Annotated in this window: 15 protein-coding genes and 1 pseudogene; 8 read left to right on the plus strand and 8 right to left on the minus strand. The window is 46.2% G+C overall.

Going from position 1 to position 18,822, the window contains the following annotated elements; all coding sequences use genetic code 11:
• The first annotated feature begins 2 nt into the window (after nucleotides 1–2).
• Nucleotides 3–1,808 (plus strand): diguanylate cyclase, encoded by a 1,806-nt coding sequence (locus Q7U10_00095; GenBank protein ID MDO8281021.1) that lies wholly within the window; start codon nucleotides 3–5, stop codon nucleotides 1,806–1,808.
• 120 nt (nucleotides 1,809–1,928) lie between these two features.
• Here the strand turns inward: Q7U10_00095 and Q7U10_00100 are convergent, their stop codons facing one another.
• Together Q7U10_00100 and Q7U10_00105 are read right to left on the minus strand one after the other, a co-directional pair.
• Complete coding sequence (locus Q7U10_00100) at nucleotides 1,929–3,062, minus strand: MBL fold metallo-hydrolase (GenBank protein MDO8281022.1); 1,134 nt, start codon at nucleotides 3,060–3,062, stop codon at nucleotides 1,929–1,931.
• 133 nt (nucleotides 3,063–3,195) lie between these two features.
• Nucleotides 3,196–3,585, minus strand: coding sequence for a pyridoxamine 5'-phosphate oxidase family protein (locus Q7U10_00105; protein MDO8281023.1), 390 nt, complete (start codon nucleotides 3,583–3,585; stop codon nucleotides 3,196–3,198).
• Between the two features lie 201 nt (nucleotides 3,586–3,786).
• Between Q7U10_00105 and Q7U10_00110 the strand changes: the two genes are divergently transcribed.
• Nucleotides 3,787–5,559 carry a SulP family inorganic anion transporter gene (locus tag Q7U10_00110; protein MDO8281024.1) on the plus strand — a complete coding sequence of 591 codons (1,773 nt, stop codon included), beginning with the start codon at nucleotides 3,787–3,789 and terminating at the stop codon, nucleotides 5,557–5,559.
• Between the two features lie 5 nt (nucleotides 5,560–5,564).
• On the opposite strand, the gene Q7U10_00115 is transcribed toward Q7U10_00110, so the two are convergent.
• Nucleotides 5,565–6,275, minus strand: coding sequence for a DNA alkylation repair protein (locus Q7U10_00115; GenBank protein ID MDO8281025.1), 711 nt, complete (start codon nucleotides 6,273–6,275; stop codon nucleotides 5,565–5,567).
• Nucleotides 6,276–6,618: 343 nt separating this feature from the next.
• Here Q7U10_00115 and Q7U10_00120 point away from each other — a divergent pair, with 343 nt between their 5' ends.
• The 3 genes from Q7U10_00120 to Q7U10_00130 all read left to right on the plus strand — a co-directional run bounded on the left by Q7U10_00120 (nucleotide 6,619) and on the right by Q7U10_00130 (nucleotide 8,277).
• On the plus strand, nucleotides 6,619–7,374 hold the full coding sequence (locus Q7U10_00120; GenBank protein MDO8281026.1) for a hypothetical protein: 756 nt from the start codon (nucleotides 6,619–6,621) through the stop codon (nucleotides 7,372–7,374).
• 147 nt (nucleotides 7,375–7,521) lie between these two features.
• Nucleotides 7,522–7,719: a toxin-antitoxin system, antitoxin component, Xre family protein gene (locus tag Q7U10_00125; protein ID MDO8281027.1), complete on the plus strand. Its 198-nt coding sequence runs from the start codon at nucleotides 7,522–7,524 to the stop codon at nucleotides 7,717–7,719.
• Nucleotides 7,720–7,806: 87 nt separating this feature from the next.
• A complete protein-coding gene (locus Q7U10_00130) occupies nucleotides 7,807–8,277 on the plus strand; it encodes a DUF4149 domain-containing protein (protein ID MDO8281028.1) in 471 nt (156 codons plus the stop codon).
• A gap of 3 nt (nucleotides 8,278–8,280) precedes the next feature.
• On the opposite strand, the gene Q7U10_00135 is transcribed toward Q7U10_00130, so the two are convergent.
• From Q7U10_00135 to Q7U10_00150, 4 genes are all read right to left on the minus strand, one after another.
• Nucleotides 8,281–9,567, minus strand: coding sequence for a TolC family protein (locus Q7U10_00135; protein ID MDO8281029.1), 1,287 nt, complete (start codon nucleotides 9,565–9,567; stop codon nucleotides 8,281–8,283).
• Nucleotides 9,564–12,668: an efflux RND transporter permease subunit gene (locus Q7U10_00140; protein MDO8281030.1), complete on the minus strand. Its 3,105-nt coding sequence runs from the start codon at nucleotides 12,666–12,668 to the stop codon at nucleotides 9,564–9,566. Before Q7U10_00140 ends, Q7U10_00135 begins: the two co-directional genes overlap by 4 nt.
• A gap of 3 nt (nucleotides 12,669–12,671) precedes the next feature.
• Entirely contained in the window at nucleotides 12,672–13,829 is a 1,158-nt protein-coding gene (locus Q7U10_00145) for an efflux RND transporter periplasmic adaptor subunit (protein ID MDO8281031.1), read from the minus strand.
• A 66-nt stretch (nucleotides 13,830–13,895) separates the two neighbouring features.
• On the minus strand, nucleotides 13,896–14,306 hold the full coding sequence (locus Q7U10_00150) for a DUF3617 family protein (protein MDO8281032.1): 411 nt from the start codon (nucleotides 14,304–14,306) through the stop codon (nucleotides 13,896–13,898).
• A gap of 128 nt (nucleotides 14,307–14,434) precedes the next feature.
• Here Q7U10_00150 and Q7U10_00155 point away from each other — a divergent pair, with 128 nt between their 5' ends.
• Nucleotides 14,435–14,794, plus strand: coding sequence for a hypothetical protein (locus Q7U10_00155; protein ID MDO8281033.1), 360 nt, complete (start codon nucleotides 14,435–14,437; stop codon nucleotides 14,792–14,794).
• Nucleotides 14,795–15,100: 306 nt separating this feature from the next.
• A complete protein-coding gene (locus Q7U10_00160; protein ID MDO8281034.1) occupies nucleotides 15,101–16,630 on the plus strand; it encodes a hypothetical protein in 1,530 nt (509 codons plus the stop codon).
• A gap of 771 nt (nucleotides 16,631–17,401) precedes the next feature.
• Here the strand turns inward: Q7U10_00160 and Q7U10_00165 are convergent.
• The gene (locus Q7U10_00165; protein ID MDO8281035.1) at nucleotides 17,402–17,632 is read right to left on the minus strand and encodes a helix-turn-helix domain-containing protein; all 231 of its coding nucleotides are present in this window, start codon (nucleotides 17,630–17,632) and stop codon (nucleotides 17,402–17,404) included.
• Between the two features lie 194 nt (nucleotides 17,633–17,826).
• On the opposite strand from Q7U10_00165, the pseudogene Q7U10_00170 reads away from it, so the two are divergent.
• Nucleotides 17,827–18,450 (plus strand): annotated as a pseudogene (locus tag Q7U10_00170) (IS3 family transposase).
• Nucleotides 18,451–18,822 lie beyond the last annotated feature (372 nt).

Consider the following 18,822-nt stretch of genomic DNA (forward strand, 5'->3'; position numbering starts at 1 on the left):
ACATGAAGATCAAAACAAAGATTGAGATCATAATAATATCCTTTGTCTGTGCGGTTGCCGTAATCAGCGGTCTACTTTTTCTTGCGACTCAGCGGGCTGAAAAGGAATCAGTGGAGGCAGCAAAGGCCGATGAATTGGCCAACGAGATGTCGGTATTTAATGCCCTTGTTTTTGAATATGCACTTCATCACGAAGAACGTCCCAAAATGCAGGCGCGCCTTAAATTGAACTCCATTGCAACGCTGCTGAAAAAAGAGGAATTCGAATATCCTGAAGAGCAGGCCGTATTAGAGAAAATCAGGAAAAATTATGAGCATGTCAGCGCGGACTTTTCCATGCTAATTGACGTTCGGGAAAGTCCTGATTTCAGCAAAAAAGAGAGCGTCCTGTCTTTGGGATTAGAAGAGAGGTTAGAGAGCAGTATCCTGTTTAAATCTCAGGAGATGATTTTCGATGCCTTTCAATTGGCAAGCATGATTCGGGAAGGAGAAGAGAGATACCACGACAGGGTCAATTTGCTGATTTTTATTTCTCTTGCAATTATTTTTGCAGGTATGTCCGCAATTGCTGTTTTGCTCACCAGAAGCGTTACAGGGCCGATCACAAGACTTCATAAAGGGACTGAGATCATCGGCTCAGGCAAACTGGATTATAAGGTCGGCACGGATGTAAAAGATGAATTAGGCCAGCTCTCAAGGGCATTTGACAGTATGACGGACAACTTGTCAAAAGTTATGGCGTCCCGCGATGAGCTTAACAGGGAGATAGAGGAGCGCAAACGGACGGAGACGGAACTGCAACATGTCTTGAAATCTCTGGAAGACATAAACCATGAATTATCGATACTTTACCAGGTCTCCTCCGTGCTCAGCCACACCATAGACATAAAAGAGCTCTTTGATATTGTGCTGAATACGGTAACAGGACTTAAAGACCTGAACGTAGAGCGCAAAGGGGGCATATTCCTTGTAGAAGACGGAGCCATGAGGCTCATTTCTCATCTCGGACACTCAGAGGAGTTCCTGAACCTGCATCGTGATATGAAGGTGGGGGAATGTCTTTGCGGTCAGGCTGTATTGACCGGTGAGGTTATTATTTCAAAAAACAGCAATACCGACTGCTGCCACACTATCAGATATACGGGCATGACCCCCCACGGGCATATAATCCTTCCGCTGAAGGACAAAGAAAAGGTGCTGGGTGTTTTATATCTTTATCTTCCCGCTGATATTGATATAGCCGAAGACACAATAAACCTCCTCCGTTACATCAGTAACCATATAGGGATGGCGCTCGACAACGCAAGACTTTATGAAGAGACAAAAGTACTTTCCCTCCATGACCCGCTTACAGGGCTCGCAAACAGGCGTCTGATGGACATAATCTTTGAGCGGATTATTGCGGCGGCAAAAAGGCATGATATTCCCTTTTCCGCACTGATGATAGATATAGACCATTTCAAGAAATATAACGACTCCTTCGGCCATCCGGCAGGCGACAAGCTGCTCAGAGATATCTCAGCTGTAATATCTGATGAGATACGGGGAGTTGACTTTGCCGTAAGATACGGAGGCGAGGAATTCCTTGTCCTGCTCTCTGAAATGGATTCAGCAAAGGCGTTTGATGTGGCAGAACGCCTGAGAAAAACAGTTCAGGAGAAAACAGGGGTTACTGTAAGTCTGGGCATATCCACATATGACGGCATTGCCGGAAAGGAAACGCTCATACAAAGGGCGGACGAGGCGTTATACCGCGCAAAGCAGAATGGCAGAAATAGGGTCGAGGCGGCAGCCCGACATAATGCCTGAAATGCATATTAGGGACACATGTGCTCTTGCATGTTTATGCGTTCCTGCTCTTTTGCATTTGTAGGTAATACAGCAAGCCTTGGCTTTCTCCCCCTTACAATAGTTTCTTGCAAGACAATGCTAATTCTCTCCCGAACTCTTCATTACACAGAGGTTCTTGCCTATCTCAAGCTCTTTCTTCTTCGCTTCGTCAGGCGATATTATGCCGAGGTTCGCCTTTCTTATCTCCTGATAACTGTCAGGATTTTCAGGCAGGCTCTCTAATATGTACATTATGAACTCCCTATCGTCCTTAAGGGTGAAGAGCTTGCTGTTGCGCCTTGCCTCGCCCAATGTGAGAGAGACGATGTCGCTTTCGTTCTGCTCTTTTATAGAGTCTGCATGAGACGGCAGGATAATTATATCGTCGCCAAGTTTTTTAAGCTTATTAAAGAGAGTGTTATAAAGCATGCCAGCCCATTCTTCAGCCTTGCCTCCGAGGTCAGGCCGGCCCATATCGGTCTTCATGATCGTATCGCCTGTGAAAAGGTGCTTTCCGTTTAAGAGCAGGCTTGTTATCCCAGGAGTGTGGCCCGGTGTGTGTATCGCAAGGAAATTGTTGTCACCTGATCTTATCTCCATGCCGTCTGTAAGCGGTTCAAATTTAAATGTTGCGCCCTCGGCGTCTATGGGGTTCATGAAAAATTTCGCCCCGGCCTTTAGGGCCAGATCCCTTACTCCTGATATATGGTCTGCGTGAAGATGGGTGTCAATGACATGCGTGATCTTTGCGCCAAGTGAATCAGTTAAGGCTATTATCTTTTCAATATGCCTGCTCGGGTCTATGACAACGGCCTCATTATTGGAAACTATTACATGGCACATACAGCCTCTCGCAGTCCTGTATATCTGATAAATGTCCGGCGAGTCTGAGGCCTTGTGTATCTCGTAGTATTCGCTCCATGCATCCATTCCGCCCTCAAGGTTCACGGCATTAAAGCCTTTCCCGGTAAGAAGCTCCGCCTCATAGCGGGACGAGTCCCCGTGCGCACAGACAGCGATTATCTCTTTATCTTTCGGGAAACGGTTCAGGTAGCGGCCTTCTTCAACGACAAAATCGATCTGAGGTATATTCAGGACTGGGAAATCCTCCCTGCCCTCTATGCGCCATGCCTTGAATTCGTCTTCGTTCCTGAGGTCAAAAAGAAACTCGACCTTTCTCTCATCAAGACGCTTCTTAAGCTCAGCAGGTGATATGCTCTTCGAATCTGACATCGCACGCTCCTTTTCTATAGTATTAAAATCAGCACGACTCTTTTCTTATTATATATCAGCAGGGTTATTCGAGGTGCTATTTTAGTCTTTGATGAGGGGTTTGAGCTTTTCAGAATGATGAAGTGGGTTCTTCTTAACTTGTTGTTCCGCTGCCGATAAGAGGCAGTATCTTCTCGACCTTAAAATGCACGAGATACTTCGGGCCTTTAGCCTTGTCCTCTTCAGGCGTGAGGCTTCCTCTCGTCATCTTTGCAATAAGCGGTGACTCTGTCTCTTCCTTTATCTTCTTCAGATAAATCCTTACCCCGCTGTATCCCGGAGAGCTTTCATGAAACAGGAACATGGCAGATGGATTGGATTGAAGATTGTGATGCGTAAGCTTCTGACGCATTAAGAATGCGAGAGTGCCGTCATCAAAGATATGCGGACGGCCGTATATGGCTGCATTTACCTTACCGTCTGAGTCAGATGTAGAAAGCACTCCTGTTCCGTTTGCAGTCTCGAAATATTTCTTCAGATCCATTTATGCGATTCCTTTTTTAACCTTTATCTTAAAATTGCTTCAGACATTTTCAATGACTTTCTTCAGTTTGGCTTGAACCTGCGCGGCAATTTAAAAACAGTTTGTACTCAAATTGTATCCGAGATAAGCATAAAGCGCAACAAGGCCATATCGAATGGATGGCTTCACCCGGCTGAATAACAGTGATATACTGATATCAGAATGTTATCAGATCATGAAATGCAGAATAGTACGGCCCTGAGGAAGATTTTCCCTTTCCTTAAGTGGCTGCCCATGGTCAGCCACAGGACCCTTCGCAGCGACCTTATAGCAGGAATAACAGGCGCGGTCATCGTGCTTCCGCAGGGTGTGGCTTTTGCGATCATTGCAGGCCTTCCTCCTGAATACGGACTCTATTCCGCTATCGTTCCTGCTATTATTGCAGCCCTGTTCGGTTCATCATACCATCTTATATCAGGGCCGACGACAGCGATATCCATAGTAATATTTACTACGATCAGCCAGCATGCATCTCCTTCAACACCGGAATATATTCAGATGGTCCTCACGCTCACTTTTATAGCCGGGATATTTCAGTTTGCGCTCGGGGTGTCGCGCCTCGGCGCATTAATAAACTTTGTATCTCACTCCGTTGTCATCGGATTCACTGCGGGCGCTGCGATTCTCATCGGCACCAGCCAGCTGAAGAACTTCTTCGGCATACCTGTCCCAAGAGGGGAATCTTTCATTCACTCATGGATGGATATACTCAGGCTTCTGCCCGATACAAATATGCATGTGCTTGTCATCGCCTCTGTTACGCTTTTATCAGCGGTGCTCTTTAAGATATTTCTGCCGCGCTGGCCCGGAATGCTCATCGCTATGATCTTCGGCAGCCTTGTATCTATAATGATCAGCGGCAAAGACCATGGTGTGCTTCTTGTGGGATCACTGCCTGCACATCTTCCGCCTTTTTCCTATCCTGACCTTTCCATCTCTTCAGTGCGTACACTCTCTTCAGGCGCGCTTGCGGTAGCGATGTTAGGGCTGACAGAGGCTGTCTCTATAGCGCGGTCGGTAGCAACGCGTTCCCATCAGCGCATTGACAGCAATCAGGAGTTCATAGGGCAGGGGCTCTCAAATATCATAGGAAGTTTCTTCTCCAGTTATGCCTCATCCGGTTCTTTTACCCGCACAGGTGTGAACTTCAATGCAGGCGCGCAGACGCCGATGGCTGCGGTCTTTGCCGCGTTATCATTGACAGTGATAATACTCCTTGTCGCGCCTCTAACGGCTTACCTTCCGATAGCAGCAATGGCAGGCATACTTCTGCTGGTCGCCTTCAGCCTTATTGACTTCAAACATATCAAGTCTATCGTCAGGACGAGCAATGCTGAAACTGCCGTACTTGCGGTTACATTTCTCGCAACCCTCTTCCTGCACCTGGAGTTTGCCATTTACGCAGGCGTGATACTCTCGCTTCTGCTTTATCTTAACCGCACATCTCATCCGACATTCATAGCGATCGCCCCTGACCCTGACACCGCAAGGCGGAGCTTCGTCAATATCGAGAAGAAGCATCTTCCGGAATGCCCGCAGCTCAGGATGATCAGGGTAGACGGCTCGCTCTTTTTCGGGGCAGCGAATCATTTTGCCGAAGAGCTGGATGCAATTACAAAGCAGCACTCTGAGCAGGCGCATATCCTTATCGTCGGCAGCGGCATAAATTTCATAGACCTTGCCGGGTGTCAGATGCTGGGGCAGGAGGCTCACCGCCTTCATGTAAATGGCAGGATACTTTATATGTGCTCGATCAAGGGCGAGGCTATGGATATCATCAGGCGGGGCGGATGCATGAGCGCCATAGGAGAGGAGAATATATTTCCATCAAAGGTTGAGGCGATAAAAAAGATCGTCCCGAGGCTCGACCCTGAACGCTGCCGAGTCTGCAAAGCGCGTATCTTCCGCGAATGCGCTCAGATGCCCGGAGCCTGATGAACTCAACTCATTTTTAAATATTTTATTCTTCTATCTTCAGGCATCTTCTCTATTGCGTATCTTAACATGGTGCGCGGCATGATACGCATGTGGGCTTTTAGAAATTTCTCAGTGGCCTTTTGATCTCTCTTCCATATCTCGCGCAGCATCCATCCGGCTGCCTTGTGGATCAGGTCTTCTTTATCCTGAAGAAGGAGTTCTGCTATCTTCAGCGAGTCATCAAAATCATTTTCCCTGATGAAATAAAATGTCGCCATGACAGCGATCCTCCGCTTCCACAGGCTTTTAGATTTAGCAAGATCATAGAGTATCTTTCTGTCACGGTCATGCAGATAACTGCCAATGATATTCGGTGAAGAAAGGTCTATCAGATCCCAGTTGTTAATATGCCTGGTATTTTTCAAATAAAGTTTGAATATTCTTTCTCTGACTGCCTCATCTGATCTTTTGTATAACTCTACAAGAGAGAGGAGGGCGAATAACCGCTCTTCATGAAATTCTGATGACAGGAGTTTCACGCAATCATCGATAGCTATCCCGCGATGCTTCTTTACCATCTTCCGAAGCACCGGCACTCGCAACCCAAGGAATTTATCGCCTTCAGCGTATTCACCCTTGCCGGTCTTAAAGTACCTCTGCGAATGCTCAGCGATGATCTTATCGCCGTATCTGCGTAATTCCTGCTGTATTTTTTTGACAGTCTCTGCGCTCATGTTTATCTCTTTTATGGCGATGTACTTAGCGGTCTTGAGGGATTATAGCATGGAATTTTAATAGAGTGAGTATATTCAGAGAAGCTATTTTCTTCTTGCTGTTTCTGCAAGGTTAGATTAATATTATGCGTGGCTTTATATCGGACAAATAAATTATTAGGAGGAAATAATACCTAACCTATTTTGGAAAAACAAGAACAAAGAGACACTTAATGTTGTAGCAACTCCGTTTCAGCACGAAGAAGAATTCGAAAATTATATTTATGGAACCAAAGAGATATTAGGAGATGTTTTTATTTTAAAGAGACAAATAAGAGCTTCTGGCGGCCGCGATATCCCCGACATGATAGGAGTCGACAAAGAGGGCAATGTTGTAATTATCGAAATGAAAAACGGTGGGGTTGATGAGAATATAATCCCTCAGGTTTTAAGATATGCAATATGGGCGGAAACAAATCCGGATTCAATAAAAGCTCTATGGTTAGAATGTAAGGATAAGCCAGAGGATATAAATATAAACTGGGACGGTCTTAGCATAAAAATAATTATTATAGCGCCATCTATCAAATTGAATGTTTTAAAATCAGTAAATAAAATTAATTACGAGGTGGAGCTGTTAGAAATAAATAAATTTGCTATTGGGGGCGATGAATTCATTCTTGTAGATAAGTTGGAACCTGAAACGCCAAAGAGTTTAAGGGTTACAAGGGGGCGTGAAATTTATGACAAAGAATTCTATTTAGAAAATTACAACAATGACAGTGTGGCAACATTTTTCCATACCATAGATAAAGTAGACAAGATAGTAAAGAGCAAAGGGTGGAAGTTAGATAAGAAACTTAATAAAGGATATGCTGGTTTTAAGTACGGGTTCCCTAATGTCTTTGGCATTACTTGGATTGGAACAAAGACCTTTTGCATCTTCTTTAAGTTGTCGAAAAATATCGCAGATAAAATTAAAATCCCTGGACTAAAACCTTATCGGTACGAAGATCCATGGAATCAAGTTTTATATAAAGTAGAGGGAAAAGATTATGATCTTCGTAAGTTGATGCCACTATTTGAAGCATCATACAAATATATAACTGGCACTAAATAACTTCAACAGGGGAGGGATTAGGGGGAGGTCTTTCATTTTCCTTTTCTCATATCTCTCGTAAACATTATACAGTTTGCTTTGTGGGTAGACGGGATTGCGATTGTGAAGGGGAAGGGGTAAAATAAAGCATTAAAAGGAGGGCGTTAAATGTCTGTTAAGGATATGATAAAAAAAGAGGTTGATAATCTGCCGGAGAATCTTGCCGCAGAGGTTTACGATTTTATGATGTTCTTAGAGAGCAAGGGGGAGAGATCAATTCTTGTCCAAGCCTCACAATCCTTATCTGCGCCATCGTTCCAGAAGATCTGGGACAATAAGGAGGATGCTGTTTATGACAGCTTATGAGAAGGGCGATGTAGTTCTTGTCCCCTTTCCTTTCAGTGACCAGACTACCACGAAAAAACGCCCTGCTCTCTTTTTACAATAAACTCCATGTCCAAGTTAGGAATAAGCATATACAACATACTGCTTGCTTTGTGGGTGGGAGGGATCGCGATCTTTTCTTTCCTCATCACTCCGGTCATATTCAAGGGCTTTGAGCGCGATACGGCGAGCGCGATCGTTGACAAGCTCTTTCCTTTTTACTTCCCGTATAACCTGATCATCTCTATAGCTGCGCTCTTGTGCTTTTTCTTTTTTACAAACCTTCAGTCAGGCATCTCTAAAAAGATATCCCTTGGACTGATCATCGCTGCCATCGTGATAAACGCTTTTATCACCTTTAAGATTTACCCTGACGTCAAGAAGGTAAAGGCAACGATAGCATCTTTTGAACAGACATCTTCAGAGTCATTAGAAAGGAAGGAGTTTAGAAAACTTCACGGGATCAGCGCTGTCTTGAATCTCCTGCTGCTGATAGACGGCATCGCACTTATCGTCATCAGCTCGGTACCGAAGGAATAGGCTTTAGTTCTCCCCAAGCACGCCCATTACCCAGAGAAGGTTCACCTGAGACGCAAGATAGTCTCTCCATGCCTGTGAAAGATTAACCTTTGCCTGCCGGAGATTGAGTTCTGCATCTTCAACTTCAAGCCTGATCTTCACTCCCAATTCGTAACCCTTTTCAGACATGAACAATAATTTCTCAGCCTGCTTAACTGTGCCGGAAAGGGCATCGACTATCTCTTTTGATTCCTGTACATTGTTCAGCGCCTGTCGCGTCTGAAGGGCGATGGAATTGGCAAGCTTCTCTTCGTCTATCTTAATGCTGCGAAGGTCGCTCTCAGCCTGCGTCACTTTTCCACTCGTGTGCATTCCGTCAAAGAAGGGGAAGGAGAGGAACATTCCGGCGCTCCATGCATTTCCGTTCATGTCCATATTTCTACTGTTCAAATCTTTCCATCCGTAGCCGCCCCTGAATTCAAGCTGCGGTTTGTCTTCTGAGTTTGCCATGGTGACGAGCTCACCAGCGATGTTTATACGGAAGCGGAGGTCTTTCACTTCAGGCCGGTTCTCAAGCGCTTTGCTGTACACCGCTTCATAGTCCAGCACTGTTGGAACATCAACGGGTTCCAAACTGCCAGTGACATCTATGCTCTTATCTTCGGATGCGAGAAGAAAACGGAGCCTGTCGAGCGCTTCGCGTATCCTGTTCTCCGTGCGTATGGAATCAGGCCGAGCATTTTGTACAGCGACCTCAGCTGCCAATACCTCATAATCAGTTGCAACTCCTGCGCTGTATTTGCGCTGCGCTTCTTCAAGATGCCGCTCTTTCTGCTCAAGGTTTTGAAGCGAAATGGCATGCAGCTCTTTTGCAAAAAGTACATCATAGAAGGCGATGGAGACATCCCTGAGAGCAGCCTGGCGGTAAAGCCTCAACTGCTCATCAGCGGTCTTGAGCCCTTCTTTAGCAGCTCTTATCGCAGCTCCGAGCTTGCCCCATGTGAAGAGCGTCTGTGTAACTCCGACCTCACCTGAATAGCTCCTCATCCTGTCAGGATAGAATCCGGTATCATCCTGACTGAGAAGCGCTGAGCCTGTAACGCTGAAGTGCGGCAATGCGGCAGCTCTCTCTTCGACATATTTTCCCTGAACCCAGCGTGAGTACTCCCGCGCCTTTTGAATATCAAGGTTCTTTTCAGAGGCGATATCAAGCGCCTGCTGCAAGGTCAAGACCTTTGTCTCGTCAGCTATGGCGGAAAGTGGCAGCATAAGTGTGATGATTAATATGAGTGAACAATAATATTTCTTCATATTGTCACCGCCTTTTTAGAGCTGAAGCGTTTACCTATCCAGACACCGAAATCATCCAGCACTGTGTACACAACCGGCACGACGAGAAGGGTCAGAACAGTTGAAGTGAGCAGCCCGCCTATTACGGCACGAGCCATAGGCGCGCGCATCTCTGAACCTGAGCCGAGCGCAAAGGCAAGCGGCATCATGCCGAAGACCATGGCGAGCGTTGTCATCAGGATCGGGCGGAGCCTCGTCCTTCCTGCGGTAATCACAGCTTCGCTTCTCTCGATGCCGCGTGCGCGCAGCACCTTTGCATAGTCCACAAGCAGTATGGCGTTCTTAGTGACCAAGCCCATAAGCATTATCAAACCTATAAGCGACATGATATTTACTGTGTCGCCTGTCATGAAGAGCATCCCTGCCATGCCGACGATGGAAAGGGGGAGGGATAGCATGATGGCAAACGGTTCCAGAAATGATTCAAACTGCGCTGCCAGTATGAGATAGACAAGGAGCACTGCAAGTATGAGAGACTCTCCCATATATCCGAAGGATTCAGCCATGTCCTCAGCCTCTCCTGAAAAGATTATCTTATAGCCCGGTTCCATAGTGATGCCCTCTGAAGCCTTCTGAACTTTGTTCATTGCGGTTCCTATAGGCACGCCGTCGAGATTTGCGGTTATGACCACCTCGCGGGTCAGCGCCTGACGGTTGATCTCAGATGGCGAGTTGCTCACATCATATGATGCGATGTTCGACAGCGGCATGAGAGCAAAAGGCCTGTTTCCCCTCTGCACGGCAAACCTCAGGTTCTGCACCTGAGTAGGGTCCTGGCGCAGATGTTCAGGCAGCCGCACCATCACATCCACTGAATCGCCGTCTTCGTCTTCATAGGTTGTCACAGCCTCACCGCCTACAAGCGCGCTTACGGTGCGGACGATGCGGTCGGTCATGATGCCTGCGTTGACAGCCTTTTCCCTGTCCACCGTGAGCCGGTATTCAGGGATGTCGCTCTCAAGCGTGGCTTCAATGTCAACGATGCCTGGGATGCCGTACATCTTATCCTTCAGTTTGGCTGAATACTTTTTTAATAATGCGATATCTTCGCCCCTCACATTCACAACGAGAGGCTTGATGCTGCTTCCGACTCCGCCTGCCTCTTCAATTGATATCTTGATACCCGGAATGCGCTGAAGCCTGTCGCGCACATCCTGCTGGATAGCATTCTGCTTCCTCTTCCGCTCTGAGCGTTCCTTGAGCTTTATGTAGACAACTCCGCTCTGTACAGTTCCGCTGTCGCCTGCGCCTATAGTTGAGTATGTGTGATCAACCTCCGGGATATCTTTGAGAGATGTAAGCATTGCGTTGAGCCGTCCCCGGCTTTCTTCAAGCGATGCGTCAGGCGCTGTCTTGAAACTTATCTGGAATTCACCCTTGTCAAAATTTGTCATGAATGATGATTCGAGCATGCCGAATATCATGATCCCGCTGACAAATGCGGCAAATGCAGAGATCAAAACCGTCTTTCTATGATCAAGCGCCCAGGCGATGAGATGGCGGTAGCGGTCAGCCATACTTTCAAAAAAATCATTGAAGCGGTCAAGAATTCGTGAGATGAAACCGCGCCTTCCTTCCCTGTGTATCGACGGGTCATACCAGCGCGAAGAGAGCATCGGGTCAAGCGTGAAGGATACAAGCAGAGATACAGAGACAGCAAATGCAACAGTGATGCCGAACGAGAAGAAGAAGCGGCCTACGATGCCCTTCATGAAGGCCACCGGCACGAATACCGCAAGGATGGACAAGGTTGTGGCAAAGACAGCGAGCCCGATCTCGTTCGTACCGTTGCGCGCTGCTGTAAAGTGGTCTTCGCCGCGTTCAAGATGGCGCACGATATTCTCCCGCACAACTATTGCGTCATCTATAAGCAGGCCTATCGCAAGCGAGAGCGCCATGAGCGTCATTATATTCAGAGTCATGCCGAGGGCGTTCATTATGATGAATGATGATATGACTGATATCGGCAGTGTGAGGCCTGTGATGACTGTGGAGCGCCATGAGTTGATGAAGCAGAAGACTATCAGTATAGTGAGAAGGCCGCCGATCACCATCGTCTCCTGCACGTCCTTGAGAGAATCGCGCGTCATTGTCGAAGCGTCTCTGACTACATCCAGTGTTACGCCCGAAGGAAGTTCCGGCTGGAGCTGGGCAACGCGCTTTATTATCGCATCAACAACCTCCACCATATTCGCGCCTGACTGTTTCTGGATATCAAGCGCAACTGCCGGGATACCGTTCACAAGCGCAAGAGAGCGCTCCTCTTCAATGCCGTCCACAACCTCTGCTACCTCTCCAAGCCTTATAGGCCTGCCATCGCGCTCAGCTATGACCATAGAGCGGAACTGATCCACGCTGTCAGGTTTTCCCGCTATCCTGAGCGGGTACTCTGTGTTGCCCCGGTGCAGCCTTCCAAGAGGTGTGTTCACATTCTCAGACCTCAATCCGTTTATCACAGTATCTACCCCTATGCCGAGGGACTCGATACGGCCCGGGTCTATGACTACATTGACCTCTCTCTTTGCTGAACCGACCAGATATACCTTTCCCACTCCGGAAACCGTCTCAAGCCGGCGCTTTATCTTCTTTTCTACAAGAAGGGTGAGGTCGCGGTTTGAGAGGGAAGAGGATCGCACTGCAAGCGATATGACAGGCAATGCGTTGAAATCGAGCTTCTGTATGATAGGGTCTTCGATGCCCTGCGGCAGTTCGCCTCTGACAGCGTTTATCTTCGCCCGTGCCTCCTGAGCGACCTCATTTATCTTCTCTTCAAGCCGGAACTCAACAACAACGGTTGATACGCCCTCGCGTGAATATGAGATGACGCGCTTTACCCCTGCGATAGGGTTCACGGCCTCCTCGATCTTTTTGGTCAGTTCCCTTTCAACACTTTCAGGAGAAGCGCCCGGGAACTTTGTGATTATGGAAACAACAGGTATCTCGACATTCGGATACATCTCCACAGAAAGCTGGCGGTACGAGAATATACCCAATACGACAAGGGTCAGCATTATGACCGCTGCAAAGATAGGCCTCTTTATGGAAAGGTCGGAAATGAGCATCTCTTACTTTTCCTGTCCGCCTGAGATGGTCACTTTGTCATTGTCCTTCAGATTAAAACCGCCGCGCACAACCAGCATCTCCCCTGAATTCAGCCCTGAGATGATCTCCACCTGATCTCCGGAGATAACGCCGATCGCTATCTCTCTGTAATGCGCAATGTCATTTTCAATTACATATGCGCCTGCCTTTTTTCCGGCAACATTAAGGCCTGTGAGAGCTGAGCGCGGAACCTGTATGACAGACCTCATGACCCCTGTCTGGATGGTCCCTTTAGCAAAAAGCCCTGTTTTTAATTCTCCGGATGAATTGATAACTTCAGCAGTCACTTTTATTGATCTGTCAGCTTCGTCCACTGAAGGGTTTATGTGCATTATCTTGCCTGAAAAGATTCTGCCTGGAAGCGCGTCAACAGTGAAGGTCAGAGGGTCGCCGGCCTTAATGGCAGCCATATTTACTGACGGGACAGTTACGGTAAGTTTGAGGATGCTGTTATCTACGATCTTAAAGAGCGGCTTTGCTGCTCCTGTGTCGCTGGTAAGATCGCCCACATTCACATCACGCAGTGAGACGACCCCGTTCATGGGAGAAAGTATCAGCCCTTTGGCAAGCCGCGCCTGAAGCGAGTGCATTTCTCCTTCTGCCGCGCTGACCTGGGCACGTGCTGCTTCAACACCTGCGTTAGCCGCCTCTGCCTCAGATACGGCATCCTCATAATTCTGCTGCGTGGCAAGGCCGAATTCTTTGAGCTTCTGCACGCGTGTCTTTTCACGCTCTGCGCGCTGGGCTGCGACCTGTGCCTGAAGGTATCCTGCCTTTGCAGATTCAACTGAAGCCTCTGCCCTCTTCACAAGCGCATCGGTCTCGCTCAGGTCTATCCGTGCGAGGGGTTCATTCTTTCTTACTTTCACCCATTCAGTAACATAAACATCACTTATGAGCCCCGGTATCTGGGACTTAACAACTGCCTCGTATTTTGGCGTCAAAGAGCCGACCACATCGATCCGTTCGGTCAGTTCTGAAGCTGCAACCGTAATGGTCTCTACAGCTATCGCAGGGCGATTATCCTTATCCGTATTTTTATTTTCAGTATTTTTTGAAGAACAGCCTGATGACGAGATAAAAGAAAGTAAAATAATAAATAACAGTATCTTCCTGTTCAATGGAGGCCACCTTTGTACTTTTATGGTTTTTATTTATGTGCTTCTGTTCTATTTCAGAATTAAAATCTATTTACAGTCCCCTATACGGCGGCCTTTCATCTTCTGCGTAACATTCATGCCGTCCATTGCCATTTTTGTTTCCCCGTCAAATGTGTCGCCTTTATACGTGATCCTGCCGGTGCTTTTTACAGGCTTCCCGTCGCTCATACAATGCACTTCCCAGGTAATAGTATCACCTTTTACATCGGTCTTCTCTATCTTGCAGTCCTTGGCATTCGGGTCTTTGTCCTGAGGTACACTGTCTTTGATAGTAAGGCACTGAGTATGTTTCATCGCAGGCATTTCCATAGGCATTCCGGGCATCTCCATCTTGGTTGTTATCTCCCACATGCCTTCATTCATATCCATTGCTGATACAGGCTGAAAAAACAAGAGTGCTGAGAAAGCAGTTATGACCGTTATTATTCTGTAATACATGATCTCCTCCCCTGATAATTTAATAACAGATTTATGCAGATATTATTATACAATTAAGCATGGTTTGTTTGGACAACTATCTTCTTAATTCTGATATAATTTGGAGAGTCTTTAACTAAGGAGGTCTGATGATTTCCAATTTTAGAAAAATATGTTCAATAGCTGTGATAACCGCTTTTCTTCTAATAAGTTATAACGGAAAAGCGTTTGCAACCGACTGGCAAAGTGTTTCTGATGCATTGATAAGAAGTTTTGAGGGCAAGATCGTATCTATTAAGCAGATCGATTCTAAGGAGTGCCATGCGGTATTATCGCCTGCAACATCAGGAGATCAGGCTGTGAAGCTGGCGGAAGATATCGGTGATTTTTTAAACAATTATACCGGCGGCCATAGCGGTGAGAAACCTGTTGTATATGTAATTGTGAAAGACAAAGAGATCGCTGCGGCAAGGTTTTCACGGATGAAGTATATTGGAAAGCTGCAGTGATAAAAGTTGTTTTCCTGAGTTAATGGAGCCACCGAGCTGAATCTAACCGCTTACCTGCTTATTATGAATGAGTAAAGGAAGGGTTTGCTAATCTTTCCTGATTTCCCCGTCTGTCTACTATACAGTCCAGGAATAATCCATTATTCTGTTGTGGACTATCAGCCGTTCAGATATTCGAGGGCTTAAAAAAGTTCTTGCAATATAATGAGATATAGTGATAATAAGGGAATAGTTAGGATTTAAGAAGTTCTATTGTGAAGACGGGCTTAAATACTTATAAACTGATGGGGTAATATCATGAGGCATATGGTTCAGAGTTTAATAAGGGTAGGTCAGTTTATCATTAATTCTCAGAGTATAGAACTTCTGCGCTTCAGGAACCAAAGATGCAATTTCTTCATTATTGTTTTTCTTTTTTTGTTTCCGGTCGTTATATGTCCGGCTATGGCAGGGGCTGAGGCACAGCCATATGTCGTAAAGGATATAAACAGTTCCCCTCTTGATTCGTCTCCTGCAAATTTGACCAATGTTAACGGAGTGCTCTTTTTTAAGGCTTATGACTCAATGAATGGGTTTGAGCTGTGGAAGAGCAATGGCACTGAAGGAGTGACCGTGCTGGTGAAGGATATCAATCCAGGCGCAAGTGGTTCGTATCCGGAAAACCTTACCAATATCAATGGTGTACTGTATTTTACGGCTGATGACGGAACGAATGGGGATGAGCTGTGGAAGAGCGACGGGACTGAAGGAGGAACCGTGCTGGTGAAAGACATCAGGCTCGGTGCAGATAGTTCGGGTATCTCATATGTTACTGATGTAAATGGCGTTCTGTATTTTCAGGTTAATGACGGAACGCACGGGTATGAGCTTTGGAAGAGCGATGGCACAACAGCAGGGACCGTGCAGGTAAAGGATATTGACCCCGGCACAAATGGTTCGTATCCGATGTATATGATTAATTTCAACGGAGTGCTGTATTTTAATGCCAATGATGGATCTAATGGATTTGAATTATGGAAGAGCGACGGGACAGCAGCAGGGACCGTGTTGGTGAAGGACATTTATCCCGGCACAAGCGGTTCGTCTCCCGGATATATTACCAATGTCAACGGTGTGCTGTATTTTAATGCCAATGACGGAACTAACGGAACGGAACTGTGGAAGAGCAACGGGACAGCAGCAGGGACGGTGTTGGTTAATGACATCAATCCCGGAGCTATCGGTTCGTCTCCCGGATATATTACCAATATAAACGGAGTGCTGTATTTTACGGCCGATGACGGAACTAACGGAATTGAACTGTGGAAGAGTGATGGTACAGCAGGAGGGACCGTGTTGGTTAAGGACATCAATCCCGGTGCTATCGGTTCGTCAAGTGATTTCAATCTTGTATATCCGGTCAATGTCAATGGTGTGTTGTATTTTACGGCCGATGACGGAATGAATGGGTATGAGCTGTGGAAGAGCGATGGGACTTTCACGGCGGCGACAGGGGTTCAAATCCCCTTGGGGACGCCAGCAATATTAAGGGGTTACGGCAACGTAGCCCCTATTCTTTTTGCCTGCTGTCGTCATTTTGTCGTCACTTTTGCTTTCAAGGTACCTGGATCTATGGCCCTGATAGCATCCCGAAGATCATCTGTTGCAAGATGTGCGTATCGTTGTGTCATACGCTGGTCCTTATGTCCGCAAAGCCGGGAGATGCGGTATAGATCTACTCCGGCCCTTACTAGAGAAGTGGCAAACTCATGTCTCAGGTCATGGAATCGAAAATCCTCGATCCCTGCACGTTCGCAGGCCCTCCTGAATGCAATACCAACCTGCCCACTTGTGTAGGGTTTGCCATCTGCAGTACGGAAGATATACCCTTTACCATGTTTACGTATCCCTATGGCTTCCTTCATGATCTGCCTTACAGTACTTGTCATTGGAATAGAGACCGGCTCATCATTTTTTGTCTTAGGGATTACGATACAGTCCATGCCAACCTCTACTTCCTCTATTGTCATCATGAGGATATTACCCTGCCTGAGGCCGGTCTGTAAGGCTACCGTAATAATTGGCTTAAGCCATGGCGGAAGTGCCAGATAAAGGCTCTGCTCTTCCCCCGGTTTAAAGTAACGGGTTCGTTTGTTATCCCCGCTTAGAGTTCTGATAACTTTTTTAACAGGGTTTTTTGTGCAGATCTCCCACTCATCTATTGCGACACTGAATATCTTACTGAGTGACCAGAGTTCTTTTCTGAGTGTTGTGGGCAAGATAGTCTTTAGCCTTTTAGCCTTGTACCTGCTTAAGATAGCAGGAGTCACCTCGTCGATCAGCAGATTACCAAAATGGTTTTTAAAGTGCTTAGCTATCTGCTGGTAACGCTCCTTAGACCTTGGTGAGTATCCAGGTGCAACCTCATCTGCAAAGCGGTCACAGACCTCTTGCATGGTGATCTTTTCGGGTTTATCAAAGAACGTACCTTGTACTATCTCATCTTTTGCTTTCAGGAAGAGGTGTTCGGCAAGCCTCTTATTACCAGTCTTTAGAGACCTGTCAATCCTTCTTCTATCGTGCCTAAATCTAAACCAGTATGTTTTACCTCTAAGGTACAGCCCCATATCAATTACCTCCAATTCGATTTGAGGCCCTGGCCCGGGTTACAAGTTCATTATAACCCGTGTCAGCTTCTTTTTTTGAGGACTCAACCCAGGCCAGTATGTCTTCATGGTCAAACCGGAGAGATCCATTAAGCTTTATGCAGGGGATCTGTCTTATTGCGGCCCACTGATAGATCGTTTTTTCCTTAACCTTGAGCAGATTAGACAGTTCTTTAATTGTTAATAATTGCATGTTTTCTAAATAGGCGATTTGTTACTACTTTTTGATAAAATTTCTGCCTTGTCTATATATAGCAACTTTTGATTTTTATGTCACGCCACAACGTGTCACTATTTTAGGTTGATAATATTTATTTTTATAAAACAGCTTGTAATCCTTTACGGATGGTAGATAAAAATACATGGTGAGTAGTACGCGTACTATGACTTCAATGCGAGAAGTCGCAGGTGGCCAATGGAATTGTTGCCAAGACGGTAAAGAAGTTCAAAGCGACAACGAATTCGAAGCATGATCTTCCTGTTGCCGAGAATCTTCTGAAACAGAACTTCGCGGCAGAGAAGCCTAACACAGTATGGGTTTCAGATATTACGTATATTTGGACCTTAGAGGGCTGGCTGTACCTTGCAGTGATCCTTGATCTATATTCCCGGCAGATAGTAGGATGGGCTATGAGTGACAGACTGACATCGGATTTTGTAGTTAAAGCCCTGTATCAGGCCATTGGGCATCGGCGCCCACCTTCAGGATGCATTATTCATTCTGACAGAGGGGTGCAGTATGCTAGTACTGATTTCCGAAAGGGGCTGGAGACCTTTGGCTTTATCCAGAGCATGAGCAGGAAGGGTAATTGTTACGACAATGCGGTTGCTGAGAGCTTTTTCCATACGTTAAAGATAGAGCATGTATATGATCACAAATATGAAACACGGGCAGAAGCCAGACAGAGCATATTCGAATATATTGAAATGTTCTATAATCGAATCAGAAGGCATTCAGCTCTGGGATATAAATCTCCGGTATCATTTGAACTGGAGGCTATGGCAGCCTAACTGAACTTTGTGTCCGTTGAAGCAGGGGAACTTCAAGGATATCCAACGATCGTGAGATCCTTAAGAGAGGAGGATGGGAGCTTATCTCCAGGAAGGAAGGCCAGTCACATTATAAGAAGATTGGAGGGAAGAATTATTGGCGATTCTCAAAGAAGGTGAGGCAGAGGATATGATATACACTTTTAAATTAATGAGTTACAGCGTAATTGTATATTTTTTTATTTGCAACTCGAAATTTGGGAGGCGATTTTTTCATCAGAATACTTCCCATCTTCCCCCTAATTCTATAACTTATTAATTTTAAATATTAATTTATATGTTTTATAGGGGGAAGTTGTGGGGGAACTATGGGGGAAGATGGGGGAATTATGG

This window comes from Thermodesulfovibrionia bacterium (genome assembly GCA_030646035.1).
Taxonomy (GTDB): domain Bacteria; phylum Nitrospirota; class Thermodesulfovibrionia; order UBA6902; family UBA6902; genus JACQZG01.